This is a genomic window from Tersicoccus solisilvae (assembly GCF_014643255.1).
GTDB classification, from domain to species: domain Bacteria; phylum Actinomycetota; class Actinomycetes; order Actinomycetales; family Micrococcaceae; genus Tersicoccus; species Tersicoccus solisilvae.
Window position 1 is genome coordinate 191,585 of the sequence record NZ_BMJI01000001.1, and the last position, 26,837, is coordinate 218,421.

The 26,837-nt window shown below is 69.2% G+C and carries 22 protein-coding genes and 2 tRNA genes; 9 read left to right on the forward strand and 15 right to left on the reverse strand.

Going from position 1 to position 26,837, the window contains the following annotated elements:
- The first annotated feature begins 153 nt into the window (after positions 1-153).
- A complete protein-coding gene (locus IEX22_RS00935; RefSeq protein WP_188664961.1) occupies positions 154-888 on the forward strand; it encodes a hypothetical protein in 735 nt (244 codons plus the stop codon).
- A 92-nt stretch (positions 889-980) separates the two neighbouring features.
- Here IEX22_RS00935 and IEX22_RS00940 read toward each other — a convergent pair whose 3' ends face one another.
- The 15 genes from IEX22_RS00940 to dnaA all read right to left on the reverse strand — a co-directional run bounded on the left by IEX22_RS00940 (position 981) and on the right by dnaA (position 18,590).
- Positions 981-2,576, reverse strand: a complete 1,596-nt coding sequence (locus IEX22_RS00940) for an AAA family ATPase (protein ID WP_188664964.1) — start codon at positions 2,574-2,576, stop codon at positions 981-983.
- A 237-nt stretch (positions 2,577-2,813) separates the two neighbouring features.
- Positions 2,814-2,886 (reverse strand) — tRNA-Ala (locus IEX22_RS00945).
- 11 nt (positions 2,887-2,897) lie between these two features.
- Positions 2,898-3,017, reverse strand: a complete 120-nt coding sequence (locus tag IEX22_RS15700) for a DLW-39 family protein (protein WP_229659669.1) — start codon at positions 3,015-3,017, stop codon at positions 2,898-2,900.
- Positions 3,018-3,046: 29 nt separating this feature from the next.
- Positions 3,047-3,120: transfer RNA gene (locus IEX22_RS00950), tRNA-Ile, on the reverse strand.
- A 69-nt stretch (positions 3,121-3,189) separates the two neighbouring features.
- Positions 3,190-4,428, reverse strand: coding sequence for an iron uptake transporter deferrochelatase/peroxidase subunit (gene efeB, locus IEX22_RS00955; RefSeq protein WP_188664967.1), 1,239 nt, complete (start codon positions 4,426-4,428; stop codon positions 3,190-3,192).
- Between the two features lie 24 nt (positions 4,429-4,452).
- Entirely contained in the window at positions 4,453-5,640 is a 1,188-nt protein-coding gene (efeO, locus tag IEX22_RS00960; RefSeq protein ID WP_188664970.1) for an iron uptake system protein EfeO, read from the reverse strand.
- Between the two features lie 3 nt (positions 5,641-5,643).
- Positions 5,644-6,513: an iron uptake transporter permease EfeU gene (gene efeU / locus IEX22_RS00965; protein WP_188664972.1), complete on the reverse strand. Its 870-nt coding sequence runs from the start codon at positions 6,511-6,513 to the stop codon at positions 5,644-5,646.
- A 125-nt stretch (positions 6,514-6,638) separates the two neighbouring features.
- Complete coding sequence (locus IEX22_RS00970; protein WP_229659670.1) at positions 6,639-7,340, reverse strand: DUF3566 domain-containing protein; 702 nt, start codon at positions 7,338-7,340, stop codon at positions 6,639-6,641.
- The gene (gene gyrA, locus IEX22_RS00975; RefSeq protein ID WP_188664975.1) at positions 7,337-10,051 is read right to left on the reverse strand and encodes a DNA gyrase subunit A; all 2,715 of its coding nucleotides are present in this window, start codon (positions 10,049-10,051) and stop codon (positions 7,337-7,339) included. The genes IEX22_RS00970 and gyrA overlap by 4 nt, the downstream gene beginning before the upstream one ends.
- Positions 10,052-10,151: 100 nt before the next feature.
- A complete protein-coding gene (gene gyrB, locus IEX22_RS00980) occupies positions 10,152-12,230 on the reverse strand; it encodes a DNA topoisomerase (ATP-hydrolyzing) subunit B (protein ID WP_188666047.1) in 2,079 nt (692 codons plus the stop codon).
- A gap of 366 nt (positions 12,231-12,596) precedes the next feature.
- Positions 12,597-13,202, reverse strand: coding sequence for a DciA family protein (locus IEX22_RS00985; protein WP_188664978.1), 606 nt, complete (start codon positions 13,200-13,202; stop codon positions 12,597-12,599).
- Positions 13,199-14,389, reverse strand: a complete 1,191-nt coding sequence (recF, locus tag IEX22_RS00990) for a DNA replication/repair protein RecF (protein ID WP_188664981.1) — start codon at positions 14,387-14,389, stop codon at positions 13,199-13,201. The genes IEX22_RS00985 and recF overlap by 4 nt, the downstream gene beginning before the upstream one ends.
- A 4-nt stretch (positions 14,390-14,393) precedes the next feature.
- Positions 14,394-15,359, reverse strand: a complete 966-nt coding sequence (gene gnd, locus IEX22_RS00995; RefSeq protein ID WP_188664983.1) for a phosphogluconate dehydrogenase (NAD(+)-dependent, decarboxylating) — start codon at positions 15,357-15,359, stop codon at positions 14,394-14,396.
- A gap of 90 nt (positions 15,360-15,449) precedes the next feature.
- Positions 15,450-16,574, reverse strand: coding sequence for a DNA polymerase III subunit beta (gene dnaN / locus IEX22_RS01000; RefSeq protein ID WP_188664985.1), 1,125 nt, complete (start codon positions 16,572-16,574; stop codon positions 15,450-15,452).
- 582 nt (positions 16,575-17,156) lie between these two features.
- Entirely contained in the window at positions 17,157-18,590 is a 1,434-nt protein-coding gene (dnaA, locus tag IEX22_RS01005; RefSeq protein ID WP_188664988.1) for a chromosomal replication initiator protein DnaA, read from the reverse strand.
- 539 nt (positions 18,591-19,129) lie between these two features.
- Between dnaA and rpmH the strand changes: the two genes are divergently transcribed.
- From rpmH to IEX22_RS01045, 8 genes are all read left to right on the forward strand, one after another.
- Positions 19,130-19,267 (forward strand): 50S ribosomal protein L34, encoded by a 138-nt coding sequence (rpmH, locus tag IEX22_RS01010; protein ID WP_076694722.1) that lies wholly within the window; start codon positions 19,130-19,132, stop codon positions 19,265-19,267.
- Between the two features lie 45 nt (positions 19,268-19,312).
- Positions 19,313-19,654, forward strand: a complete 342-nt coding sequence (gene rnpA, locus IEX22_RS01015) for a ribonuclease P protein component (RefSeq protein ID WP_188664991.1) — start codon at positions 19,313-19,315, stop codon at positions 19,652-19,654.
- Positions 19,651-20,070 carry a membrane protein insertion efficiency factor YidD gene (yidD, locus tag IEX22_RS01020; protein ID WP_188664994.1) on the forward strand — a complete coding sequence of 140 codons (420 nt, stop codon included), beginning with the start codon at positions 19,651-19,653 and terminating at the stop codon, positions 20,068-20,070. The genes rnpA and yidD overlap by 4 nt, the downstream gene beginning before the upstream one ends.
- 14 nt (positions 20,071-20,084) lie before the next feature.
- Positions 20,085-21,041, forward strand: coding sequence for a membrane protein insertase YidC (yidC, locus tag IEX22_RS01025; protein ID WP_188664997.1), 957 nt, complete (start codon positions 20,085-20,087; stop codon positions 21,039-21,041).
- A complete protein-coding gene (locus IEX22_RS01030) occupies positions 21,038-21,634 on the forward strand; it encodes a Jag family protein (RefSeq protein WP_188665000.1) in 597 nt (198 codons plus the stop codon). Before yidC ends, IEX22_RS01030 begins: the two co-directional genes overlap by 4 nt.
- Positions 21,631-22,326 (forward strand): 16S rRNA (guanine(527)-N(7))-methyltransferase RsmG, encoded by a 696-nt coding sequence (gene rsmG, locus IEX22_RS01035; RefSeq protein ID WP_438816572.1) that lies wholly within the window; start codon positions 21,631-21,633, stop codon positions 22,324-22,326. The genes IEX22_RS01030 and rsmG overlap by 4 nt, the downstream gene beginning before the upstream one ends.
- A 423-nt stretch (positions 22,327-22,749) precedes the next feature.
- Complete coding sequence (locus IEX22_RS01040) at positions 22,750-23,661, forward strand: ParA family protein (protein WP_188666052.1); 912 nt, start codon at positions 22,750-22,752, stop codon at positions 23,659-23,661.
- 480 nt (positions 23,662-24,141) lie between these two features.
- Positions 24,142-25,593 carry a ParB/RepB/Spo0J family partition protein gene (locus IEX22_RS01045; protein ID WP_229659671.1) on the forward strand — a complete coding sequence of 484 codons (1,452 nt, stop codon included), beginning with the start codon at positions 24,142-24,144 and terminating at the stop codon, positions 25,591-25,593.
- The last annotated feature ends 1,244 nt before the right edge of the window (positions 25,594-26,837 follow it).

Below are 26,837 nucleotides of genomic sequence, written 5' to 3' on the forward strand. Positions count from 1 at the left end.
GATTCTTCCATGCAGCACCGACAGGACGGCCGGATCGCGGGCCCTGACGGGCGGGTTCAGCGCACAGTGAAACGGCGCCGACGGGCGATAGTGCGAGTCTGGCGCGACCCCGTAGGCTAGGGGCGGACCACCACACCCTTTCTGGAGGTAGATGTGAGCAAGAAGGACAAGTCCGCCGAGGGCGCCCTGAACTGGGCGGTCTCCCGCGTGCAGGCGGGGATCGACACCGCGTCCCCCGCCGTCCAGAGTGCTGCCCGCCGAGCCGGTCACGAGCTGGCCGACGGCGTCGCCACCCTGACGCCGAAGCTGCAGCGCAGCCTGGACGCGGCCGGCCCGCGCATCTCGAAGGCCGTGGACAGCGCGGGCCCGGCGCTGCAGAAGCAGCTCGACCGGGCGACCCCGGCGCTGAACACCGCGCGCGACAAGGTGGTCGACCAGTACATCCCGGCGGCGCAGCTGAAGATCGGCGACGTCGCGGCCCAGGTAGCGAAGCGGCTCGGCGGGGTGGAGACCCCGGAGCAGCTCGACTTCATCGTCGCCAAGATCACCGGTGACAAGAAGGCCGTCAAGAAGGCGCAGAAGGCCTTGGTCGACGCGGCGAAGACCGCGTCGAAGAACGCCAAGCGCTCCAGCGGCAAGACCGGCAAGGGCTGGCTGGTAGTCGGCGCGATCACCGCGGCCGCCGTGGCCGGTGTCTCCGCGTGGCGCGCGTCCAAGCCGGTCGAGGACCCGTGGAAGACCCCGCAGCCGACCGCCCCGCGCGTGACCACCACGGTCTCCGGTGGCGACGGCAAGCACGTGGCGGACACCGCGCCGACGGCTCCGGCCGCGGGCGCGCAGGCGCCGATCGCCCCCACCACCGGCACGACGGGGACCTCGCAGTCCTGACGCCGTAGCTCTACGCAGAGGGCCCGGTGATCATCACGGTCACCGGGCCCTTTCGTGTGCAACCTCGAGTCTGGAGTCAGGCCACCCGACACCTACGAATCGATGGCGAGATCCGCCTTCAACTCCTTATACACGCGCATCGGAGGACGGATTAGTGGCGCCAAGTGCTGGATCGCAAACGCTCGCGCAGTAGTTCCGGCGCCTCCGAGCGAAAGACGCTTCCGGATGTCGGTGTACATGGGGCCTGCTGCCGACTTAACATCATCTGGGTCCTTCCCCCGACCAGCAAGTTCGTCCATCCTCCGCAACCGAATCGACGCCAGATCGGTCTTGGCCTCGGGAACACCCAGGCGATCACACAGCGCGTCGAGAACCTCTTGATCGAATAAGTAGCCTTCGATATGCCTCCGGCTCAGAACTCGGGTTCCGTTGCCTCGCCATTCAGCAACTTCCGATTCTGAAGCAAGGTCGCGGTCCCTCAATCGAATAACGTTTGTACCCTCGACGATCGTCTGCAGTGTCGAAGTCAGACCCAACTTGTCCAACTGCGCGTCTGAGCTGTTTCCGACTGAGACGAAATCAGTGTCAGGGTACTCCGCCGAAAAGATCTGTCGATAGCACTGCGCGTCAAAGCCGTCTCCGCTCCCCTCACACATTACGACCGTCCTTGGCGCTACCAAAGTCGCGATGTCGTCCATAGCTACTACCAAGTTTCGTTTCCAAAATTCTCTACTTGGTCGCACGGGAGTCATGCGAACCGGCTTATCGAAGTCGTGGGATCCAAAGTCAAGAAAAGCGACGCCGTCGCCGCCTTGAGCCGATATCTTTACCGCCTCAGACATGAATCCCAGACTATGTGAAGCAAGAATCAGTTGAGCATCAGCCGGCATGAGCCGAAGCAACTCCCGGAGAACAAGGCCTTGAGCGGCCGTTCCAATGTGGACTTCCGGCTCATCGATACACCAGATAGACCGCTCAAAGTATTCAGCCTTGATCACTGAATCAAGGAGAAGGTCAAAGACCGCCTTCTCTCCGGCCGACAGATTCACGTAGGGAAATCCCCGCGATTCGCCTTTAGTGAATTCGAAAGCTCGGCCGCGCGACAGGCCGCCGATTCGGGTGAGAACGAGATCTGGAAAAACTCTTTGCAACGAATCTCTGAGACTCCCAGTCAGCCGGTCTCTAATCTCAGCTTTAGTGGCGTTATCCGGCGTGGTTTCATCATAAACGGCCGAGAATGTCTGCCAAAGTAACCGTTGATAGTTCTCAGAGACCGACTGATCGATATCGACCGCCCGGCGCGCGTAACCCTTATCCTCGAGAGGAGAAGGTTGCTGCGTGAGGTTCTGAACGTTGAAGTCCGCTTCGTGCCGGTACGCCGTCCGAAAATAGACGGTAGAGTGACGCAGTGACTCTTGATCAGATTCTTCACCGTGCAACTCGACGGTCACGCGCCGATACCATTCTGCAGGGTCCGAAGCGCCGAACTTAGAATGGTAGTCGTCTGTTCCCTGTGCCGTGTTCCAGGCGGACAACCTGTACCAGGTTTGAAGACCGTCAAAGAATGAAGATTTCCCGACGCCATTTGGGCCCGCGAGTACGATAAGTCGAGCGGAGGCCGGTACCTCTTCTATAGTTAAGTCGGAAAAGCGCCGGAAGTTCTTGAGATGAACCGCCTTTAGTCGCACTAGAATACCCCCGTTAGTCGCTCACTCAAATATTCACCATTGTGGCGCAAAGCTCGTCGCCCCGCAATGCCCAGAGACATTGATTCTGTTTGTTCTCAGAATGAGTTGCGATAATTCAGCGGACCGATCGTTTCCTGGTCCGTGTAAGCACGGCAACCACCCGAAAGAAGCCTATGAAGCCTCTGTACCGGCGACGAAGGCCCGGTCCGCAAGGACCGGGCCTTCGTGTTCGACGAGTGGAGACTAGGGGAATCGAACCCCTGACCTGAAGCTTGCAAAGCTACCGCTCTACCAACTGAGCTAAGTCCCCGAGTGGGTGGGTCAGTCGATGGTGTCCGTGGCGTCGCGCCACTTCTTCTTCTCCGCCTCGGCATCCTGGTACCGGCGCCAGGCGACGACTCCGGCGGCCGCCGCGGCCGCGATGGCCAGCAGTTTCTTCATGGATTCCTCACGAGACGAGAGGGTGGGAGTGGGCGTACCAGGACTTGAACCTGGGACCTCTTCGTTATCAGCGAAGCGCTCTAACCGCCTGAGCTATACGCCCCCAGACCCGTTGGGCCGAGACACGACGATACCGCATCGCGCCAGCCCCGCCCAAATCAGGAGGCCCACCTCACGCCTCGAACAGGCGCTGTCCGACGTACCCGCCGGGGGCCACCCCGCCGGGCACCGCGAACAGCCCGGACCCGGTGTGCCGCAGGTACTCCGCGAGGGCGTCGTTCCGTGCCATCGCCGTCTGCATCGGCACGTAGTGGGTCCGCGGGTCGGTGACGAACGCGAGGAACATCAGCCCGGCGTCGAGCCTGCCCAGCCCGTCCGATCCGTCCGTGTAGTTGTAGCCGCGGCGCAGCATCCGCACCCCGTCGTTGCGCGACGGATGGGCGAGGGCGACGTGCGAGGTCGTGGCGATCAGCGGGGTGCCGTCGTTCCCGGCCCGCGCCAGGTCCGGCTCCGTGAACTCGCTGCCGCCGGAGAGCGGCGCTCCCTCGGTCCGGTCCCGCCCCACCACCTGCTCCTGCTCCCGCAGCGACGTGCGGTCCCAGGTCTCGATGTGCATCCGGATCCGCCGCGCCACCAGGTACGTGCCGCCGGCCATCCAGCCGCCGGTCTCGCCCACCCACACGTGCTCGGCCAGCGCGTCGTTCTCCTCGGCCTTGAGGTTCGCGGTGCCGTCCTTGAACCCGAACAGGTTCCGCGGGGTCGCCTGCGCCGTGCTGGTCGACGCCGTCCGGCCGAACCCGAGCTGCGACCAGCGCACGCTGACCGTGCCGAACCCGATCCGGGCGAGGTTGCGGATGGCGTGCACGGCCACCTGGGGATCGTCGGCGCACGCCTGCACGACGAGGTCGCCCCCGGTGCGGGCCGGCTCCAGCGCGTCGCCGGGGAAGTGCGGCAGGTCGATCAGGGCGGCGGGCCGGTGCTTCGCCAGCCCGAACCGGTCCTTCCCGTCCTTGCGGAACAGGCCGGCGCCGAAGCCGATGGTGATGGTCAGGTTGGCCGCGCTCAGCCCGAGCGCCTCGCCGGTGTCGGTGGGCGGGGAGTCGTACCCGGCGTCGGGGGTGAGCGAGCCGCCGGCGGTGAGGGTGGCCGCGGCCTCGGTCCACTGCTGCAGCAGCGCGATCAGCTCGTCGCGCGAGTCGGTGACGACGTCGAACGCGGCCAGGTGCAGACGGTCCTGCGCGGGCGTGACGATGCCGGCCTGGTGCGCTCCGTGGAAGGGCACGACCGACGACACCGGAGCGGCAACCGGGGACCGTTCTCCCGCAGCAGCGACGGCGGCCGCCCCGACGGCCGCGGTGACCCCGCCGGTGCCGGCGAGGGTGAGGAAGGAACGACGGCCGAGACGACTCATGACGGGCTCACTGAGGGATGCGACTCACGCGACGACGGCGCCGGTGAGCTTCGCCAGTGGCTCGCTCAGGGCGTCGACGCGCGTGGAGAGGGTCTTGATCTGCGCCGGCGTCAGGGCCTCGTAGGACACGAACCCGTCGCCCTGGCGGTACTGGTCCAGTTCCTTCTGCAGGGCGTCGAACCGGGCGCTGATGGTCGTCGCCAGCGGCTTGTTCTTCGCCTCCAGCGCCGGCCGGAGGTTGGTGAAGGCGATCCGGGCACCGTCGACGTTCGCCTGGAAGTCCCAGAGGTCGGTGTGCGAGAAGGCCTCCTCCTCGCCGGTGATCTTGCCCGTGGCCACCTCGTCGAGCAGTTCCTTGGCGCCGTTGCCGAGCTGGGCCGGGGTCAGCTTCACCGCCGTCGTCCGCTTCGCCAGCTCCTGGGTGTCGGCGAGCAGCCGGTCCGCCACCGTGGCGCGCTGCGCGGCCGTCAGCGCCGTGTATCCGGTCGCCGGCGGCCACAGGTCCTTCTCCAGCCGGTGCCAGCCGGTCCAGGCCTGCCCCTTCTCCAGGTCGGCCTCGCGGGCGTCCATCCGCGGGTCCAGATCCCCGAACGACTCGGCCACGGGCTCGATCCGCTCCCAGTGGGTGCGCGTGGGAGCGTAGGCGGCGCGGGCCGCGGCGGCATCTCCACGTTTGACGGCGGCGACGAACGCGGTGGTGCCCGTGAGCAGCTGCTCGGTCTGCTCCTTCACGTACGCCTGGTACTGCGTCGTGGCGGTGCTCAGCAGCTGCTGGGACGAGGCGTCCGCGTACACGGGCTTGCCGGAGTCGGTGACGGTGAAGTCCGCGCGGATCCCGTCCCCGCTCATGCCCGGCTTGCAGGCGGACCGGTACGTGCCGGCGGGCGCCTGGACGATCAGGTCCCGGCTCAGGCCCGGTCCGATGTTCTCGACCTCGCCGACGATCCGGACGCCGTCCTCGGCGAACAGGTAGAACTCGGTGACCTGGTTCCCCTGGTTGGTGACCCGGAACGTGACGGTGCCGCTGGGCGCCTGCGTACCGGTCAGGGTGCAGGCATCGTCGGTGCTGGTGACGCCGATGGGGCCGGACGCGCTGCCGCCGGCGGTCGAGGCGGCCTGCGGCGTGTTCGACGTGCACGCGCTCAGCGCCAGGGCGAGGGCGAGGATGACGGCGGCGCCGGGCAGGCGGGAGCGACGGTGGGCGAACGGCATCGGTCAGGCTTCCTTGGTGACGGCCAGGCTCGTGCGAGCGGCCGGGGCGGAGGGGCTGGTGCGGGCGGCGACGGGCCGGCGCACGACCCGCAGGTAGATCGCCAGGGTGGGGACGACGTAGAGCAGCCAGGCCGCGACCTCCAGCCAGGTGCTCGCCGGGGAGAAGTTGAACACGCCCTTGAGCAGCGTGCCGTACCAGCTGGCCGGGGGGACGGCGGCGGAGAGGTCGAAGGCGAGGGCGTTCAGGCCCGGCAGGATCCGGGCCTCCTGCAGGTCGTGGATGCCGTAGGCGAGCACGCCGCCGGCGATGACGATGAGCAGGGCGCCGGTCCAGCGGAAGAAGGTGGCCAGGTTCAGTCGGATGGTGCCGCGGCCGATCAGCCAGCCGATCAGCACGGCGGTGGCGATGCCGGCCAGGGATCCGGCGAGGGGCTGCCAGGTCTGGCCGCTGGCCTGGGCGGCGGCCCACAGGAAGAGGGCGGTCTCCAGGCCTTCACGCCCGACGGTGACGGCGGCGACCACGGCCACCGCCCAGCCGCCCGCGGTGGTGGCGGCGTCCATCCGGCTGGTCAGCGTGGTGCCGAGGGTGCGCGCGGTGCGCGCCATCCAGAACACCATGCCGGTGACGAGCGCGACCGCCAGGATGGACAGGCCACCGCCGATGGCCTCCTGGGCCTCGAACGTCAGACCCTGGGGACCGAAGGTCAGGAGCGCCCCGAAACCGGCGCTGAGCAGGACGGCGACGGCGACACCGGCCCACAGGCGCGGGATGAGGGCCGTCCGACCGGTCCGGCGCAGGTACGCCAGCAGCAGCACGAGCAGCAGCGCCGCCTCGAGCCCCTCGCGCAGGCCGATCAGGTAGTTCCCGGTCACCGCAGTCTCCTCATCTCGGTCAGGTGAGGCTTACCTCACCCGAGCAGGAGACTAGACCGCGGGACGTCAATTACACAACACGGGGCTTCCGTATTGCGTCACGGGGTCGACGGGAGGCCGATCCGTCAGTCGTCCGTGAGGGTGACCCCGATGCCGCCGACCAGCGTCGACGTGATGTTGTACAGCACGGCCGCCAGCACGGACAGCGCGGTCAGCAGGAAGATGTTGGTCACGGCGACGACCGTGGCGAAGGAGGCCACCTGACCGAGCGAGGCGTAGGTGCGCAGGTCGAAGCTGTTGCTGCCGCCCACCTCGCCGAGCATCTGGTTGATCCGGGCGAAGATGCCGGTCAGGTCCAGCACCGTCCACAGCACGATGGACGCCACCACGGTGACGATGCCCAACGCCACGGAGAGCAGGAACGCCATCTTCAGGACCGACCACGGGTCGACCTTGCTCACCAGCAGGCGGGCGCGACGCACCTTCGTCCGCTGGGGCGGCCGGACCAGCTTCGGGGCGGGCCGGGTCGCGGCCTCCCGGCCACCGGATGCCTGAGAGCCCGAACCCTGGCCGGAGCCACCCTGGCCGGCGGGGCGGCCGGCCGACGCGGGACGGGGACCCGAGGTGCGGGGGGACGCGGACGGCGCGGCGTTCCGCGCGGCGGTGCCCGTACGGGGCGACGTCGACGGGGCGCGGTCGGGCCGGCTGGGGGCCCGTCCGGTCGCGGCGTCGCGGATGCCGGCGCCCTTGGCCTTCATCCGTTCGAGAGCGTCCGACCGCTGGCCGGACCCGCCGCGGCCGTCACCGCTGGGCTTGCTGGAGCTCACTGCCTACCTCCGTCGTCGACTCCGTCGGACGAGGCACCATCGGACGAGCCGTCCGCGCTGTCGCCGTCGTCGGGATCGGCGGTCGCGACCGCCTCGGATTGCTGGTCCAACGGTACTTCATCGGTTCCCGCGCCGACCGTCTCGACGCCGGTGCCCGCACCGGCGTCGCCGGCGGGAGCGTCGACGGCGGCCGCGACCTCCTCCTCGATCCGTGACTCCGAGGTCAGGGCCACGCCGATGATCCGGTCGTTCTTGTCGGGCTTGGCGAAGATCACGCCCATGGTGTCGCGGCCCTTCGCCGGCACCCCGGAGACGGCCGAGCGGACGACCTTGCCCTTCTCCATGATGACGAGCACGTCGTCGTCCTCCTGGACGATGCCCGCGCCCACCAGCTCACCGCGCTCCTCGACCACCTTGGCCACCTTGATGCCGAGGCCGCCGCGGCCCTGCACCCGGTACTGGTCGACCGGGGTGCGCTTGGCGTAGCCGCCGTCGGTGACGACGAAGACGAAGGAGTCCTCGGTGACGACGTCCGCGGCCAGCAGCTCGTCGCCGTCGCGGAACTTCATGCCGGTGACACCGGAGGTGGCGCGCCCCATCGGCCGCAGCGCCTCGTCGGTCGCGGCGAACCGCAGGGACTGCCCGTTCCGGGAGACGAGCACGATGTCGTCGTCCTCGGAGACCAGCTTGGCCGAGACCAGCTCGTCGCCGTCGCGCAGGTTGATCGCGATGACCCCCGCCGACCGGTTGGTGTCGTAGTCGGCGAGCCGGGTCTTCTTCACCAGCCCGCTGCGGGTGGCGAGCACGAGGTACGGCGCCTGCGTGTAGTCCTTCAGCGCGAGCACCTGGGCGATGGTCTCGTCCGGCTGGAACGGCAGCAGGTTGGCCACGTGCTGGCCGCGGGCGTCTCGGCCGCCCTCCACCAGGTCGTACGCCTTGGCCCGGTACACCCGGCCGAGGTTGGTGAAGAACAGCAGCCAGTTGTGGGTGGTGGTGACGAAGAAGTGGTCCACCACGTCGTCCGCGCGCAGCTGTGCCCCGCGCACGCCCTTCCCGCCGCGCTGCTGCGTGCGGTACTGGTCGGTGCGCGTGCGCTTGACGTACCCGCCGCGGGTGATGGTGACGACCATGTCCTCCTCGGGGATCAGGTCCTCCATGCTCATGTCGCCGTCGTAGCCGAGCATGATCTCGGTGCGCCGGTCGTCCCCGTGCCGGTCGACGATCTCGGCGAGCTCCTCGCTGACGATCTGCCGCTGCCGAGCCGGGGACTCGAGGATCGCGTGGTAGTCCGCGATCGCGGCCTCCAGTTCGGCGAACCGGTCCTGGATCTTCTGCCGCTCCAGGGCCGCGAGCCGGCGCAGCTGCATCTCGAGGATGGCGCGGGCCTGCAGCTCGTCGATGGAGAGCAGCTCGATCAGCCCGTCGCGGGCGTCCTCGACCGTGGAGGACCGCCGGATCAGGGCGATCACCTCGTCGAGCGCGTCCAGGGCGGCGAGCAGACCGCGCAGGATGTGCGCCTCCTCCTCGGCCTTGCGCAACCGGAACCGGGTGCGGCGGACGATGACGTCCAACTGGTGGGTGACCCAGTGCCGGATGAACGCGTCGAGGGACAGCGTGCGCGGCACCCCGTCGACGATCGCCAGCATGTTGGCGGAGAAGTTCTCCTGCAGCGACGTGTGCTTGTACAGGTTGTTCAGCACGACCTTGGCGACGGCGTCGCGCTTGAGCACGATGACGAGGCGCTGGCCGGTGCGGCCCGACGTCTCGTCCCGCAGGTCGGCGATGCCGGAGATGCGGCCGTCCTTGACCAGCTCGGCGATCTTGATCGCGAGGTTGTCCGGGTTGGCCTGGTAGGGCAGCTCGGTGACGACGAGGCAGGTGCGGCCCTGCAGTTCCTCGACGTTGACGACGGCGCGCATGGTGATGGAGCCGCGGCCGGTCCGGTACGCGTCCTCGATCCCCTTGTGCCCGAGGATCTGGGCGTGCGTCGGGAAGTCGGGACCCTTGATCCGCTTGAGCAGCTCGGTCAGCAGCTCGTCCTTCGTGGCCTCCGGGTGCTCGAGGTACCACTGGACGCCGTCGGCCACCTCCCGCAGGTTGTGCGGCGGGATGTTGGTGGCCATGCCGACGGCGATGCCGGAGGACCCGTTGACCAGCAGGTTCGGGAACCGCGCCGGCAGGACCGTGGGCTCCTGGTCGCGGCCGTCGTAGTTGTCCTGGAAGTCGACGGTCTCCTGCTCGATGTCCCGGACCATGTCCAGGGACAGGGGGGCCATCTTCGTCTCGGTGTACCGGGGGGCGGCCGCGCCGTCGTTGCCCGGGGAGCCGAAGTTGCCCTGCCCGAGCGCGAGCGGGTAGCGCATCGTCCAGTCCTGGATCAGCCGGACCAGGGCGTCGTAGATCGCGAGGTCGCCGTGCGGATGGTAGGTGCCCATCACGTCGCCGACCACGCGCGCGCTCTTGCTGAACGCCCGGTCCGGCCGGTACCCGCCGTCGTACATGGCGTAGAGGATGCGCCGGTGCACGGGCTTGAGGCCGTCACGCACGTCGGGCAGGGCGCGGCCGATGATGACGGCCATCGCGTAGTCCAGGTACGAGCGCTGCATCTCGGTCTGCAGGTCGACCTGCTCGACGCGGTCGGTCAGCACCTCGCCCTCGACCGGGGTCTGCTCGTCGGCGCCCTCGGGGTTCTCCGGGGTCTCGTCGCTCATGCTCGGGGTCCTTCTCTCATCTCACGTTCTCATCGCCCGGACGCGGGGACGCGGGCGGCACGTGCGGGTGCGGTGGCAGGGGTCGGGGATCCGACGCCGGTCAGATGTCCAGGAAGCGGACGTCCTTGGCGTTCTGCTGGATGAACGCGCGCCGGGAGTCGACGTCCTCGCCCATCAGCACCGCGAACACCTGGTCCGCCGCGGCGGCGTCGTCCATGGTCACCTGGAGCAGGGTCCGGTGATCCGGGTCCATCGTGGTCTCCCACAGCTCGGTGTAGTCCATCTCGCCGAGCCCCTTGTACCGCTGGATGCCGTTGTCCTTGGGCAGTCGGCGGCCGTGGGAGAGCCCGTCGGCGACGACGGCGTCCCGCTCCCGGTCGCTGTAGACGTAGTCGTGCGCCGCGTTGGACCACTTGATCTTGTACAGCGGCGGCTGCGCCAGGTACACGAAGCCGTGCTCGATCAGCGGCCGCATGTACCGGAACAGCAGGGTCAGCAGCAGCGTGGTGATGTGCTGGCCGTCGACGTCGGCATCGGCCATCAGCACGATCTTGTGGTACCGGGCCTTGGCGATGTCGAAGTCCTCGCCGATGCCGGCGCCGAACGCGGTGATCATGGACTGGACCTCGGCGTTGTTCAGCGCCTTGTCCAGCCGCGCCCGCTCGACGTTGAGGATCTTGCCGCGCAGCGGCAGTACCGCCTGGGTCATGGGATCCCGGCCGCGCACCGCCGAGCCGCCGGCCGAGTCACCCTCGACCATGTAGATCTCGCTCTTCGACGGGTCCTTCGAGGCGCAGTCCTTGAGCTTGCCGGGCATGCCCCCGGACTCCAGCAACCCCTTGCGGCGGGTCGATTCGCGCGCCTTCCGCGCGGCGATGCGGGCCTGGGACGCCTGGACCGCCTTGCGGATCACGTCGCGGGCCGGGCCCGGATTGCGCTCGAACCAGTCGCCGAGCTGGTCCGAGACCACGCGCTGGACGAACGTCTTGGCCTCGGAGTTGCCGAGCTTCGTCTTGGTCTGGCCCTCGAACTGCGGTTCGCCGAGCTTGACGGAGATGACGGCGGTGAGCCCCTCGCGGATGTCGTCGCCGGTGAGGTTGTCGTCCTTCTCCCGCAGGATGTTCTTCTCGCGCGCGTACCGGTTGACCAGGGTGGTCAGCGCGGCGCGGAAGCCCTCCTCGTGGGTGCCGCCCTCGTGGGTGTTGATGGTGTTGGCGTACGTGTGCACGCTCTCCGAGTAGGCGGTGGTCCACTGCATCGCCAGCTCGAGGGCGATCCGCTTGTCCTTGTCCTCGGCCTCCAGCGCGATCACCTCGTCGTTGATGACCTCGGTGCGCTTGGACGAGTTGAGGAACGTGACGTAGTCGAGCAGGCCGTTCTCGTACTGGTAGACGACCTGGCGGTGCTTCGGCTCGGCGGCCTCCTCCTCGGCGTCGCCGGCGGCGGCGATCTCCTCGCCGGCCTCCTCCGCGGCCCGCTCGTCGGTCAGCGTGATCTTCAGGCCCTTGTTCAGGAACGCCATCTGCTGGAAGCGCGCGCGGAGCGTCTCGAAGTCGTAGTCCACGCTCTCGAAGATCGTGTCGTCCGCGTAGAACGTCTGGGTGGTGCCCGTCGCGTCGGTCTCCTCGCCCTTGACCAGCTCGGTGACCGGGTGGCCGCCGTCGGCGAAGGACTGGCGCCACACGTGCCCCTGCTGCCGGACCTCGGTGTCGACCCGGCGGGAGAGGGCGTTGACGACGGAGATGCCGACGCCGTGCAGGCCGCCCGAGACGGCGTAGCCGGAGCCACCGAACTTGCCGCCCGCGTGCAGGATGGTCATGACCACCTCGACCGTGGGCTTGCCCTCGGTCGGATGCATGCCGACGGGGATGCCACGGCCGTCGTCGACGACCCGGACCCCGCCGTCCTCCAGCAGGGTCACCTCGATGTGGGTGGCGTGCCCGGCGAGGGCCTCGTCGACGGAGTTGTCGACCACCTCGTAGACCAGGTGGTGCAGACCGCGGGGACCGGTGGACCCGATGTACATGCCGGGCCGTTTGCGGACCGCCTCGAGTCCCTTGAGGACGGTGATATCGCTGGCCCCGTACTGGCCCTGCGTCGCGCCCGGCCGGCCGGAGGAACGGGTGGCCGACGCATCGCTCGACTGGTCAGCACCGGTCGCCTCCGTCGACGGCGGCACCGGGGACTCGGCCGGGAGATCCGTGTGCTGGGGCTGGGTGGTTCCGTCGTCGGGAAGGTTCGCTGACACAGGCGCGTCCGGCTCCTCGTGATCGAGACGTGCACGACGGCGGAGGCCGCGCGCACCATGACACGTGCCGTGGCGCGCCTCCGCAGGAGGGCACAGGGGCTACCGCACGGTAACCTTCCGGCACACGCTCACCATTCTACTGGGTGGCCGGGCCGGGATCGCGCTCATCATGCCGTGGGCACAATTCTTTGCCGGATCTGGCCGGTCAACGGAGCGCGGGACGGCCCCGTCCTCGTCCGTCGGGGTCCCGGACGCTCTCCCGCCGGATTTCGACCCGCCGGATTCCGCGTCGACCGGTCAGCCGTAGGTGTCCCGTGGTCCGCGGCCGCGCACATGCCGGACGCCCTTCCGCCAGCTCGGCGCGGTGGGTCCGGACACCTTGATCGCGGTGAGGATGCCCGGCCCGATCTCCGCGTCGAACCGGGCCAGCAGGGTGGGCACCAGCAGGCGGACCTGGGTGGCCCAGGCCGTGGAGTCGCACACGACGTGCAGCGTGGTCTCGCGGAAGGCGTCCGGGTGGCAGTGCGCCGCGATGTCCGGCCCGACGATCTGCGCCCAGCGCCCGATCACCGACCCGACGGAGACGGGAGTGCTCCAGCCACGGTCCTTGACCATGCGGTCCACCACCGAGCCCAGCTCCAGCGGGTCGCGGCCGGTGCGGCGTGCGATGCCCGTCCGGGTCTGGGCGCTGCGGGCGGCACTGCGGTGCAGGGCCGCCGCGGAACGCACGCGTCGCTCACCCCGGGCCTCGGCGGCCGCGCGGGCCCGCAACAACGCCGCGGCCGGCGCGTCGATCGCCTCCTCGGCCCCCGCGCCCACGGGCGCCGCCGGGTGGGCCGGCGGGTTCGCCGCGTCGTCGGCGGTGGCCGGCGGATCGGCGGGGGCGTCGTCGCCGGCGCTCATGCCGCCTCCACGACCCCGGCCCCGACCCGCAGCTGCCGGTCGATGAGACTGGCGGGGATGTCCTCGACGACGGCGGCGGTGATGAGCACCTGCTCCGCGTCCGCGGCGATCGCCGCCAGCCGGTTGCGCCGGTCGGCGTCCAGTTCCGCGAACACGTCGTCGAGCAGCAGGATCGGTTCGCCGCCCTCGGTCAGGGCGTCCTCCCGGAGCAGTTCGTAGGCGGCCAGCCGCAGCGACAGGGCGACCGACCAGGACTCCCCGTGCGAGGCGTAACCCTTGGCGGGTGCCTGCCCGAGCACGAGGTCGATGTCGTCCCGGTGCGGTCCGGTCAGCGTCAGCGCCCGGTCCCGGTCCCGGGTCTCGCCGGCCTCCAGCGCGTCGAGGAACGTGCGGCGGATCGTCTCGGTGTCCAGGCCGGCCAGGTCGGAGCCGGTGTCGGCCGGTCCGGGGGCGGGCAGCGCGTCGTCGTCGTCGGTGTCGTGCCCGACCACGGTGCTGCGATACCGCGCGGTCAGCTCCTTGCTGCCGTCGGTCAGGCGTCGATAGGCCGCGGCCAGGTGCGGGGCGAGCCGCTCCAGCAGGGTGACCCGGGCCTGCAGCAGCTGGGCGCCGGTCGCGGCGAGGTGCTCGTTCCACACCTGCAGGGTCGCGCGGTGGTTGTCGGTGTAACGGCCGGCAGCCCGCGCGGACTTGAGCAGGGCGTTGCGTTGCTTGAGCACCCGGTCGTACTCCCCGCGCAGGGCGGCCTGCGCGGGGGCGAGGGTCACGGTCAACTCGTCGAGGAAGCGCCGTCGGCCGCCCGGGTCGCCCTTGACCAGGTCGAGGTCCTCGGGGGCGAACAGGACGGTGCGGCAGAGCCCGAGCGCCTCGCGGGCCCGCACCGGGTTGGCCCGGTTGATCCGCACCCGGTTGCCGCCGCGGGCGTTGATCTCCAGCTCCAGGCTCAGCTGTTGCGTGCGGCGCACCAGGCGGGCGCGGACCAGCGCCTGCTGCGCGCCGAACCGGATCAGCGGGGCGTCCTGGCTGACCCGGTGGGAGCCCAGGGTCGCCAGGTAGCCGACGGCCTCGACGATGTTGGTCTTGCCGAGCCCGTTGGCGCCGACGAACACGGTGACGCCGGGTTCGAGCGTGAGGTCGAGCTGGGCGTAGGTGCGGAAGTCGGTGAGGGAGAGAGCGGCGAGGTGCACGTCGTCAGCTCGGGTCGGCCGCCGTCGACGGGTCGGTGCCGGTGTTCTCGCTGCCCGGGCTCGGGGTGCCGCTGCCCTCGATCCGCTGGCCGGCGGGCCGGACGGCGTGGCCGCCGAACTGGTTGCGCAGCGCGGCGACGGCCTTCATGGCCGGGGAGTCCTCCTGCCGGGAGACGAACCGGGCGAAGACGGCGGCGGTGATGGCGGGTGCGGCGACCTCGTTGGCGATCGCCTCCTCGACCGTCCACCGGCCCTCGCCGGAGTCCTCGACGTACCCGGAGATCTTCTCCAGCCCGGGGTCGTCGGTCAGCGCCCGGACCATCAGGTCGAGCAGCCAGGACCGGATCACGGTGCCCTTCTGCCAGGCGTGGAACGTGCCGGCCACGTCGGTGACGATGTCCTTCTTGGCCAACAGCTCGTAGCCCTCGCCCAGGGACTGCATGACGCCGTACTCGATGCCGTTGTGCACCATCTTGGCGTAGTGCCCGGCACCCACGGCGCCCACGTGCACGAAGCTCTCCTCGCGCGGGCCCTCCGGGCGGAGCACGTCGAAGACGGGCATCAGGGTGGCCACGTCCTCGTCGCTGCCGCCGGCCATCATGCCGTAGCCGTTCTCCAGGCCCCACACCCCGCCGGAGACCCCGACGTCGACGAAGCCGATGCCCCGCTCGGCGGCGTGGTCCGCGTGCGCCTGGTCGTCGGTGAAGCGGGAGTTGCCGCCGTCGATGAGGATGTCGCCGGCGTCGAGCTTGCCGGTCAGTTCCTCGACCACGGCCGCGGTGATGGCACCGGCCGGCAGCATCAGCCAGACGATCCGCGGGGAGGGCAGCGCCGCCACGAGGGCGTCGGTGTCCGGAACGTCGGTGACGTCGGGGTTCCGGTCGTACCCGGTGACGTCCACGCCGCCGCGGCGCAGCCGCTCCCGCATGTTGAAGCCCATCTTGCCGAGCCCGATCATGCCGATGTGCATGGTCTCCGTCCCTTCCGTCGCGTTCCTGGCTCTGCGCCCGCTGGTGCTGCTGCGCCCACGGCGCGATGCCGGGTCAGCGGGGCCGGTGCGTCATTGGTTCGGCAGCCGCACCGGCATCAGCAGGTACCGGTAGTCGTCCAGTTCGTCCCCGTCGGCCTCCTGCTGGGCGGAGACGACCGCCGGCTTGGGCGGGGTGGTGAACGAGAACCGCACGTAGTCGGTGCTGAACGCGCTCAAGCCCTCGCTCAGGTAGTGCGGGTTGAACGCGACGGTGATCGGATCGCCCGTGAGGTTCGCCTCGATCGCCTCGGACGCCTGGGCGTCCTCGCCGGTGCCGGCGTCGAGCGAGAGCGTGCCCTCGGAGAACGCCATCCGGATCGGGGTGTTCCGCTCGGCCACCAGCGCCACCCGGCGGACGGCCTCGATCAGGTCGGCGGTGCGGACGGAGGCGTGGATCGGGGTCACGTCCGGGAAGAGCGACCGGATCTTCGGGTAGTCGCCGTCGACCAGCAACGACGTGGTGCGCCGCCCTCCGCTCTCGAAACCGATCAGCTCGTTCGCGTCGGACAGGGCGATGGACAGGTCGCCGCCGGAGCCGAGCGTCTTGGCGACCTCGCTGAGCGTGCGGGCCTTGACCAGCACGCTCGTCGAGAGACCGGCGCTGCTGGGCCGCCAGCCCAGTTCCCGCATCGCCAGCCGGTACCGGTCGGTGGCCAGCAGCGTCATGGTCTCGCCCTCGAACTCGATCCGCACGCCGGTGAGGATCGGCAGGGTGTCGTCGCGGCTCGCGGCGATGATCACCTGGGAAACGGCCTGGGCGAACGCGCTGCCGTCGACGACGCCGCCGATCGGGGGAAGCGCCGGCAGCTCCGGGTAGTCGTTCTCCGGCATCGTCGCCAGGTTGAACCGGGAATTGCGGCAGCTGAGCGTGATCTTCGCGCCGTCGGTCGCGATCTCCACGGGGGCGGAGGGAAGGCTGCGGCAGATGTCGGCGAGGAGGCGACCGGAGACCAGGACCGTGCCGGGCTCGGCGACGTCGGCGGCGAACTGCAGGTTCGCGGAGATCTCGTAGTCGAAGCTCGACAGGCTCACCGATCCGGACTCGGCCTTGAGCAGGAGTCCCGAGAGCACCGGGACCGGGGGGCGGGGGGACAACGAGCGAGCGGTCCAGGAGACGGCCTCGGCGAGGACATCCCGGTCAACGGAGAACTTCACGGAGAATGCATCCGCCTTTCAGCGTCGTCGTGCGGGAGCCGTCGGGCTCCGGAGCAGCAGGTCGGTCCCGACCCGTGACGAGAGGACCGACGGGGACGGTGATCCGGGGACAGCTTAGCGAAGGGTCGAGGCGACCGGGACCGGGGCGGTCGACGAACGGACCCGGTCCCGATCGATGGTGGGTGCGACGTCGACGGCAGGACGGTGCACGGGTGGATGTTCTCGGAAGGGATTCATGGATTTCTAGGATTCGTAGGAAGAGTAAGTGCTGTGGATCCTGTGGAGAACCGCCGTCGGAGCCGGTGGCGCCGCGAATCGGGATGTGGGCAACGTGTGGCCCCACCACCGCACGGAACGGCACCGGCGGTGGACGGAGCGGAGGCGCCGTCCGGGCGTCCACAGCACCCCGATGAGTTCTTCGACCGGTTGTCCACCTCGCGGACGAGGTTCTGCACAGCGTTGTCCACAGGCGTGGACAACAGGGAAATCCCTCTAGCGACGACGCCGCCCCGGGTGGCATCACCCGGGGCGGGAGGGATGTCGGCCCGCGAGCAGCGACCCGTCGTGAGCGACGCGGCGTCGTCAGCCGTCCCGCTGGGTCTGCTTGATGAGGTTGGTCAGCTCGGTGACCTGGTTGTAGATGTGCCGGCGCTCGGCCATCAGCTGGCGGATCTTCCGGTCGGCGTGGATGACCGTCGTGTGGTCACGGCCGCCGAGCTCCTGCCCGATCTTCGGCAGGGACATGTCCGTCAGCTCCCGGCACAGGTACATGGCGATCTGCCGGGCGGTCACCAGGGTGCGCGTGCGGGACTTGCTGCACAGCTCCTCCTGGCTGAGGTTGAAGTACATGGCCGTCTGGCCCAGGATCGTCGCCGAGGTGATCTCCTTGGCCCCGTCGGCGGTGATCAGGTCCTTGAGCACGATCTCGGCCAGTTGCAGGTCCACCGGCTGCTTGTTCAGCGACGCGAACGCGGTGACGCGGATCAGCGCCCCCTCCAATTCGCGGATGTTCGTGGAGATCCGGGACGCGATGTACTCGAGCACGTCGTCGGGCGCCTTCAGCCCCTCGAGGATCGCCTTCTTCCGCAGGATCGCGATCCTCGTCTCCAGCTCCGGCATGGTCACGTCCGTGATCAGCCCCCACTCGAAGCGGGACCGCATCCGCTCCTCGAACCCCGTCAACTGTTTGGGCGGCAGATCCGAGGTGATGACGACCTGCTTGTCGTGATTGTGCAGGGCGTTGAACGTGTGGAAGAACTCCTCCTGCGTGTGCTCCTTGCCGGCGAGGAACTGGATGTCGTCGATGAGCAGGATGTCCACGCTGCGGTAGAGCTGTTTGAAGCTGGTGCCCTCGTCGTCGCGGATGGAGTTGATGAAGTCGTTGGTGAACTCCTCGGAGTTCACGTACCGCACCCGGATCCCGTTGTAGAGCCGGCGCGCGTAGTGCCCGATGGCGTGCAGCAGGTGGGTCTTGCCCAGGCCCGAGTCCCCGTAGATGAACAGCGGGTTGTAGGCCTTGGCCGGTGCCTCGGCGACCGCGACCGCCGCCGCGTGGGCGAAGCGGTTGGACTGCCCGATGACGAATGCGTCGAAGATGTACTTCGGGTTGAGTCGGCCCATGTCGCCGGTGTCGACGTTGCTCGGGGCGGCGGACCGCGCCGGGGGCCGGTTCGAGGTCGCCGGTGCGGGGGCGGGTTCCGGCGTGCGCGCCGGTTCGGGGTCGGCGGGCGGTGGCTCCGGCGGGGCCATCTCGGTGTCGATCACGACGGCGGCCTGCATCTCCTGCCCGAGCTCGGCGCGCAGGGCGTCGGCGAGCGGCTGGTGCAGGTTGTTCTGGAAGACGTCCCGCGTGGTCTCGTTGGGCACCGCGATGATCAGGGTGTTGCCGAAGAGGCCCTGGGGCTGCACGAGGGGGATGTACCCGCGGTGCCGGCCGCTGACGCGACGGTCGTCCTCCAGGGCCGCGACCACGCGTCGCCAGGATGCACCGAGGTGATCCGATTCGTCCTGGCTCATGCGGCCGATCCTCCTGATGACGTGCGGTGCTGGTGCCGATGGACACGGCGGCGGGGTCCGTTCCGGGACCACCCGGTGGTGGTGCGGGGGCTGCCGAACAGCGCCGCGGTCCGGCGTCCATTGTCCATCACCGTCCGGGTACCACCGTAATCCACAGGCTTGTCCACCGCGTGTGGACAAGCCTGTGGCGACCGCCGGCCCGAGCGGGCTCCGGGTGCGGCGGGCCGGGGATGTGGTTCGTCACGCACCCTGTGGATGGTCGCGTCGGCGCGGCGTCCCCGCCAGGCACCGGCCGGACCGCGGCGGCGTGCCGGTTTGACGCCGGCCGGGGCGTCCACTAGCGTTGGATGGTCCTGTGTGACCGCTGTTCGTGCTGTTCTCGATCGCCCGAGCCGGCCCGAGTCGCCCCGAGAGGGAAGCTGACCGGATCGTGCCTCGTCGAACCGACGAGGGCACGGACGAGGAGTCACCGCACACACGCGCCGGTTCTGCTTTCCCCTCGTTCGACTCGGCGCCGATGAAGCTTTGGAGTGAACACCGTGACCAAGCGGACTTTCCAGCCGAACAACCGTCGCCGGGCCCGGAAGCACGGCTTCCGTGCCCGCATGCGGACCCGTGCCGGCCGCGCGATCCTGAACGCCCGCCGCGCCAAGGGCCGCACGGAGCTCTCGGCCTGACTCGCCCGGCGCCTCGCGCTGACCCCGGCGATCGGCGGTGTGCTGATGTTCCCGGCCGGACGACGGCTGCGGACCCCGGCCGACTTCACCACGGTCATCCGCGGTGGGCACAAGGCTGCCCGGCGGAGCGTGGTGCTGCATCTGCGTCGCGCCGATGAGCACCGTCCCGGCCGTGCCGGGCTCATCGTCTCCCGGGCCGTCGGCAACGCCGTCACCCGCAACCGCGTCAAGCGGAGGCTGCGCGCGTTGATCAGCAGCCACTGGTCCGACGATCCGGACGCCGACGTGGTTGTGCGCGCTCTTCCGGTGTCCGCCGAGCTGACGTGGGACGAACTGGCCGCCGACGTGGACCGGGCCTGGCACCGGGCCGCCCAGGGACGACGATGAGCGCCCCGAGCGGCACCGATGCCGGACGTTCACGCTGCGGCGACGTCCTTCGAACCGGTGTCCGGGCCGTGGTGAACGTACCGCGATGGACGCTGATGGGGTTGCTGATCGCCTGGCGCACCGTCGTCTCCCCGCTCTACGGACCGGTCTGCCGGTTCTACCCCAGTTGTTCGGCCTATGCTTTGGAAGCAGTGACGGTGCACGGCGCCGTGCGTGGTTCCTGGCTCACCGTCCGGCGGCTGGTCCGCTGCAACCCGTTCCACACCGGTGGAGTGGACCACGTCCCGCACGGAGACCGGGTCTGGCCCGAGGGCCGCACGCCCCGGATCATCCGGCTCAACCATCCCCCGATCCCCGCCGATCAGGACGGGGCGGACGGGATGTCCCCGATCGAGCACCGCCACCGCGCGGCTTGAGGAGAGAAAGCTGAATGTTCGACTTCTTTGACATGATCCTGTCGCCGTTCCGGTGGATCGTGTCCGTCATCCTGATCGGGTTCCACGAGGCGTTCAACTTCATCGGGATCCCCGAGGCGTCGGGCTGGAACTGGACGCTGTCCATCATCGGCCTCGTGATGGTCATCCGCGCCGCGCTGATCCCGCTGTTCGTCAAGCAGATCAAGGCGCAGCGTGGCATGCAGGAGCTGCAGCCGGAACTGCTGGCGCTGCAGAAGAAGTACAAGGGCAAGACCGACCAGCTCTCGCGCCAGGCCATGGCCCAGGAGCAGATGGCGCTCTACAAGAAGCACGGCACCAACCCGTTCTCGGCCTGCCTGCCGCTGATCGTGCAGATGCCGTTCTTCTTCTCCCTCTTCACCGTGCTCAACGGCATCGGCCACGCCGCGGCGAACCAGAACCACATCGGGGCGCTCAACCCCGAGCAGGTGCAGCAGTTCAACGCCGCCTCGATCTTCGGCGCGCCGCTCTCCTCGACGTTCCTGAACAACGGCGGCAACGCGACCGTCATCGTTCTCAGCGTCGTGATGATCCTGGCCATGACCGCATCGCAGTTCATCACCCAGCGCCAGATCATGGCGAAGAACATGTCGGAGCAGGCCCTGGCCAGCCCGTTCATGCGGCAGCAGAAGATGCTGCTGTACGTCCTGCCCGTGGTCTTCGCCGTCGGCGGCATCAACTTCCCCATCGGCGTGCTGATCTACTGGACCGCCACCAACGTGTGGACGATGGTCCAGCAGTTCATCGTGATCCGGAACATGCCGACCCCCGGTTCTCCCGCTTATCGCGCTTGGCAGGAGCGCCAGCGGGCCCGCGGCAAGCTCGAGCCCACCAAGAAGACCCCCGGTGCGACGGTCGCGACGGCAGAGGCGGAGACCCAGTCCCGTGGCCAGCGGAGCCAGCCGCAGCGGAAGAACAGGAGGAAGCGATGAACGCCGAGAGCGTGACGGAGCCGGAGACCGGCACCACGACCGACGTGTCCGCCGAGGAGGGTGAGTCGACCGCCGCCGAGGCGACCGACACCACCGACGAGCAGGCCGGGCCCTCGACCCGACGCCGCCTCGAGGAGGAGGGCGACGTCGCCGCCGACTACCTGGAGGAGCTGCTCGACATCGCCGACATCGACGGCGACATCGACATCGAGGTGCGTGCGGGTCGCACCCACCTGTCCATCGTCAGCGACGGGGACAACGCTCCGCTGGAGGCGCTCGTGGGACGTGACGGCGCCGTGCTCGACGCGCTCCAGGAGCTCGTCCGCCTCGCCGTCCTCGCCTCCACCGACACCCGCAGCCGCCTCGTGCTCGACATCAACGGCTACCGCGGCGACCGCGCGTCGGTGCTGCAGCGGATGGCCGACGACGCCGTCGCGCGGGTGCGGGACACCCACGAGTCCGTGGCGCTGAAGCCGATGAGCGCGTACGAGCGGAAGATCGTCCACGACGCGATCGCCGACCTCGGCATGATCAGCGAGTCCGAGGGCGAGGGCGCCTCCCGTCACGTCGTGGTGTCCCAGCCCGGGCAGTGACGGGCTCCATCGACGGCCCGGGCGCTGCCGGCCCGGCCCGGCCGCCGATCCCCACGCGGGAGCAGGCACGGGCCGCGGACCGGGTGTTCGGAGACCGACGCGAGCTCGCGGACCGCTACGTCGGCCACCTGGCCACGTCCGGCATCGAGCGCGGCCTGCTCGGCCCGCGCGAGGTGCCGCGGCTGTGGGACCGGCACGTCCTCAACTGCGCCGTCGTCGAGGAGCTCATCCCCGCCGGCGTGCGGGTGGCCGACGTCGGCAGCGGCGCCGGGCTACCCGGCCTCGCCCTGGCGATCGCCCGCCCCGACCTGCGGATCGACTTGATCGAACCCCTCGAACGCCGGGTGGCGTGGCTCGACGAGGTGATCGAGGACCTCGGCCTGGACCACGTGCGGGTACACCGCGACCGCGCGGAGACCGCCGCCTCGACGATCGACGTCGACGTCGTCACGTCCCGCGCCGTGTCCGCGCTGACGACACTCGTCCCGTGGAGCATGCCGTTGCTGCACGGCTCCGGCCGGATGCTCGCCATCAAGGGACGCAGCGCCGGCGAGGAGATCGTCAAGGCGGAGAAGGCGATCCGCCGGGCCGGCGGCGTCCGTCCGGTGGTGCTGACGGCCGGCGACGGCCTGCTGCCCGTGCCCACCACGGTGGTCGCCATCGATGCCGCCCCGGCGGGTACCCGACGCTGACCGCCCGCCTGCCCGGTCCGGTGTCACGCCCCCGCTAGGCTGGGAGCCGACCGCAACGAGGAGAGCGAGCACGTGAGCAGTACCGACCCGGGGCAGCGCGTCCCCACCTTCGCGTCGTTGAGTTCCTTCCTCTCCGGCCGCCGACCGGCAGCCGACCGCCAAGCCGAGGTGAGGACCCGCGTGCAGACACCGGAGACGACGTCGCCCGAACCCACCGCGACGGAAGCCGCCCCCGCGCCGGGGCGGTTCGAGGGCTCCGCTGTCGCGACCGGGATCGAGGCAACGGCGAATGGCTCCGCGGCGACCGCTTCCTCCGCTGTCGCTCCCGCTGTCGACGAGCAGCCGGCGGAGGCGCCGACGCCGGCTCCGCCCGCCGTGGTGTCGTCGCCGGCGATCGCTGCCGGGTCGGTTCCGGGGTCCGGTGTGGCCGCGGCAGCCGGCCCGCAGTCCTCGGACGAGAGCACGCCGCTGGCGCGTCAGCTGGCGAACGAGAATCGACGCCGGGAACGGCTCAAGGCCAAGGACGTCAAGCGCCCCCCCGCCACGCGATACCTGACGGTCAGCAACCAGAAGGGTGGCGTGGGGAAGACGACGACCGCCGTCAACATCGCTGCGGCCCTCGCCCGGGCCGGGCTCAATGTCCTCGTCGTCGACATCGACCCGCAGGGCAACGCGTCCACCGCCCTCGGCATCCCCCACTCCGCCGACGTCGACAGCATCTACGACGTCCTGCTCGACGACGTCCCGCTTGCCGACGTGCTGGTGCCGTGCCCCGACGTCGACAATCTGCTCTGCGCGCCGGCGACCATCCACCTGGCCGGCGCCGAGATCGAGCTGGTGTCCCTGGTCGCCCGCGAGCAGCGGCTCCGGCGCGCGCTCGACCAGTACGAGACCCACCGGGCGGACACCGGCCAGGAGCGCCTGGACTACGTCATCATCGACTGCCCGCCGAGCCTCGGGCTGCTCACCGTCAACGCCTTCGTCGCCGCGCGCGAGGTGGTGATCCCCATCCAGTGCGAGTACTACGCGCTCGAGGGACTGAGCCAACTGCTGAACAACATCTCCATGATCCAGAAGCACCTCAACTCCAGCCTCGAGGTGTCCACGATCCTGCTGACGATGTACGACGGGCGCACCAACCTGGCCGCCCAGGTGGCCGCGGAGGTGCGGGAACACTTCCCGCACCAGGTGCTGGACGCGGTGATCCCGCGGTCCGTTCGCATCTCGGAAGCGCCGAGCTACCAGCAGACCGTCATCACGTACGACCCCTCCTCCTCCGGTGCCCTCTCGTACCAGGAAGCCGCCACGGAGATCAACGAGCGCGCCTCGGCGTGACCGTCGCGGGTCGGCGATGCCGAATCCCGATCCTGGAGTGGCCCGACCTCGGCGGTCCACGCGCTCCGGCGACGGCGCGGGGCGCGGTTCTCCATGCGTGCCAGCGGGAAATCAACCTGATTCGCTTGACTCTTGGACAGCCGTGCGTCGATGCCGCTCGTCGCGGTGTCGACGAGCCGCGGCACCGGCGCCTCGCGCCGGTACCGACGCCGCCGAACTAGACTGAGTCGGTACGTTTCAGGGCAGCAGGACAGGACGGCACACATGGCGGAACGGCGACGAGGCCTCGGACGTGGACTGGGTGCGCTCATTCCCTCGGCACCCCAGGAGAGCGAGGTCTCGACACCGGCGGAGCCCGCGGCCCCGCCGCCGTCGGCCGAGACGGGCGCGGCCGATCACGCGGGGTCCGGCGAGTCCGGGACGAGCACGGGCTCGGGCTCGAGGGTAGACGTCGGGTCCGAGCGGAGGGCAGCGGTGCCCGTGGCTGCGGAGGTCCCGACCGACGCTGTCTCGACCGACGGCACGCCAACCGACGCTGTCGCTAGCATCACCGTCTCGAGCGACGCTGTCTCGAGCAAGACCGTCTCGGGCGGCACCGGTGCGGTGAACAGCGCACCGATCGATCGCGCACCGGCGCAGGACCCGGCGGCCACGACGAGCGAACGACCGGCGGCGGACGACGCAGATTCCGGGGACGCGGCTGCCAGGGCGACGACCTCCCCCGCCGCTTCGACCGGCCGGCCTGCCCGCGGCGGTGGTGCTCGTCCGAAGCGGCCGGTGGATGTCTTCTTCGACGGTGCTCCGGTGTCGCCCGGCGATGACGAGGACCGGCCCGCCGACCGTGGCAACGCGGCAGGGTCGGGAGGTGGCTCGCAGACGAGTCGCGGTCGTGGGGGACGTCGGTCGGTGTCGGCCGAGGCGATGGAGCATGCCCTGGCTCGCGGCAGCCGCGGCGGTAGGACGCTCGGGGCCCGGTCGGACAGCGCGGCGTCCGGTGGCGATGGCCCCCAGGAGCTCGATGCTCGGATCGATGATGCCCCGTTGTCCACACCTGTGGACAAGTCGGGGGAAACCACCCGGGACGACGAGGACCAGGTTTCACGTGAAACGCTGGTCGAGGTGCCGGGCGCCGTGTTCGCGGAGATCCCGGTGGTGGAGATCCAGCCCAACTCCCGGCAGCCACGGTCCGTGTTCGATGAGGACGAGATGGCCGAGCTGGTCCACTCCATTCGGACCATCGGTGTGCTCCAGCCCATCGTCGTCCGGCGTCGTGCGCTCGGTGGCGGCTACGAACTGGTGATGGGCGAACGTCGTTGGCGAGCGACGCAACGAGCAGGTCTGGAGACCATCCCGGCGATCGTGAGGTCGACGGACGACACCGACATGCTGCGGGATGCCCTGCTCGAAAACCTCCATCGCAGTCAACTCAATCCGCTGGAAGAGGCAGCTGCGTACCAGCAGTTGCTCGATGATTTCGCCGCAACCCACGATGAACTGGCCTCAAGTATCGGTCGATCCCGCCCTCAGATCTCGAATACGCTCCGGCTGCTGCAGCTGCCTCCCCTCGTACAGCGCCGCGTCGCCGCTGGCGTGCTCTCGGCCGGGCACGCGCGTGCGCTGCTGTCCCTGGCCGACGCCGGCGAGATCGAGAAGTTGGCACAGCGGATCGTGTCCGAGGGTATGTCGGTGCGCGCGACGGAGGAGGCGGTGGCGCTGTCCGATGGTCTGAAGCGCTCTCCGCGGAACCCTTCTGCTCGGAACACCGTGCGTCACGAGCGTCTCGACTACTTGGCGAATTCGCTCTCCGACTACCTGGACACCAGTGTCAAGGTGAGTTTGGGTGCGCGGAAGGGCAAGGTGAGCATCGAGTTCGGCAGCGTTGAGGATCTGAACCGGATCATCGATCTGATCAGTCCGGACGCCCGGCAGTAGCCGTTCCCGAACACGACGAGGCCCTGTTTCACGTGAAACAGGGCCTCGTTCTCGTCGAGCGACCATCGATTCCTCCGTTGATGCCAGATAGGTGCGGTCGACCGGACCGGAACGACCGTCGTGGCGCTCGTCGGATTCGGCTGCTGAGCACGGTGTTTCACGTGAAACGTTGTCGCATGGTGTCGCGTCCTCGTCTGCTGGACGGTCGAATCTTCGGCGTCGCCGGATTCGGCATGGTTCGTGTGACACAGCCCGGGCTTTGATCCCGTCGGGAAGAACGATGGCGAATTCTCCGCGTCATCGTCCATGAGGCAGCGGTTGGGTGCCACTGCGGGTGGATGCAGTCGATTGTTGGCATGCCCGATCCCTCGCTCACACCGTCACAGAGGCTTTCACGTCATGAGTGCTGTGCCGACGTTTCACGTGAAACCCTCTCGCGGAGGTGCAAACGTCCAGCCACGGCGTTGTGAAGTCACGAAGCTCCCCGCCTCCGGAGCGCATCTGACACGGGTCACCGGCCGCTGTCGGTGAGCGACGCACTGGGCTCGTTGAAGGGGACCTTCGTGTGTGGCTAGTGAAGGGGCCATAGAGGAATCGTGTTGTTTCACGTGAAACGTGAGTCGCTGCAGTGCCTGAACCCATTGGCTCCACTGCCGCGTTCCCATCGCTACAGGTCCGACACCGTTGCTGGGTTCTTCCTCCGCCAGCAGTTCGGGTTCAGCGGGGTCTTCTTCGCGGAGTTCGCATCTGTATGAGCAACGCCGACGACACATCGCGAAAGTCGGAGACGGATGCTCTGGCCACGCCTCGAGTGGATTCCGGGCAACGATAGGGCGCGTTCCGTCGTGCTCGTCGGCTCTTAGGCTGACGCATGGGCCACGAGTGGATGTTTCACGTGAAACCGATCGACGATGCGGCAGGCACCGATCGACGACGGGGCGCGATCGCTCCGTGCGCACCTGACTCGCCGTACCTTCAATCGCCGCCCCACCCGTTGAATGCAAGGTGCGCTCAAACGCTCAACGCTCAATCTGATCGCAGCAAGCGCGGTCTGTCCGCCGCTGCGGCGAGCAGCGCGGAGCGAATACCGTCCGGATGACGCCCGGCAAGGTCGACACGTGAACACGCGCTACCGGTAGCCCCATAGCGAGCCGCGATGGTCTATCCAGTGTCTGCGTGGGCGCGGTGTGGAGAACAGCGGTTTCACGTGAAACGTGCTGTTCCCGCTGTCGGGACTACTGCTG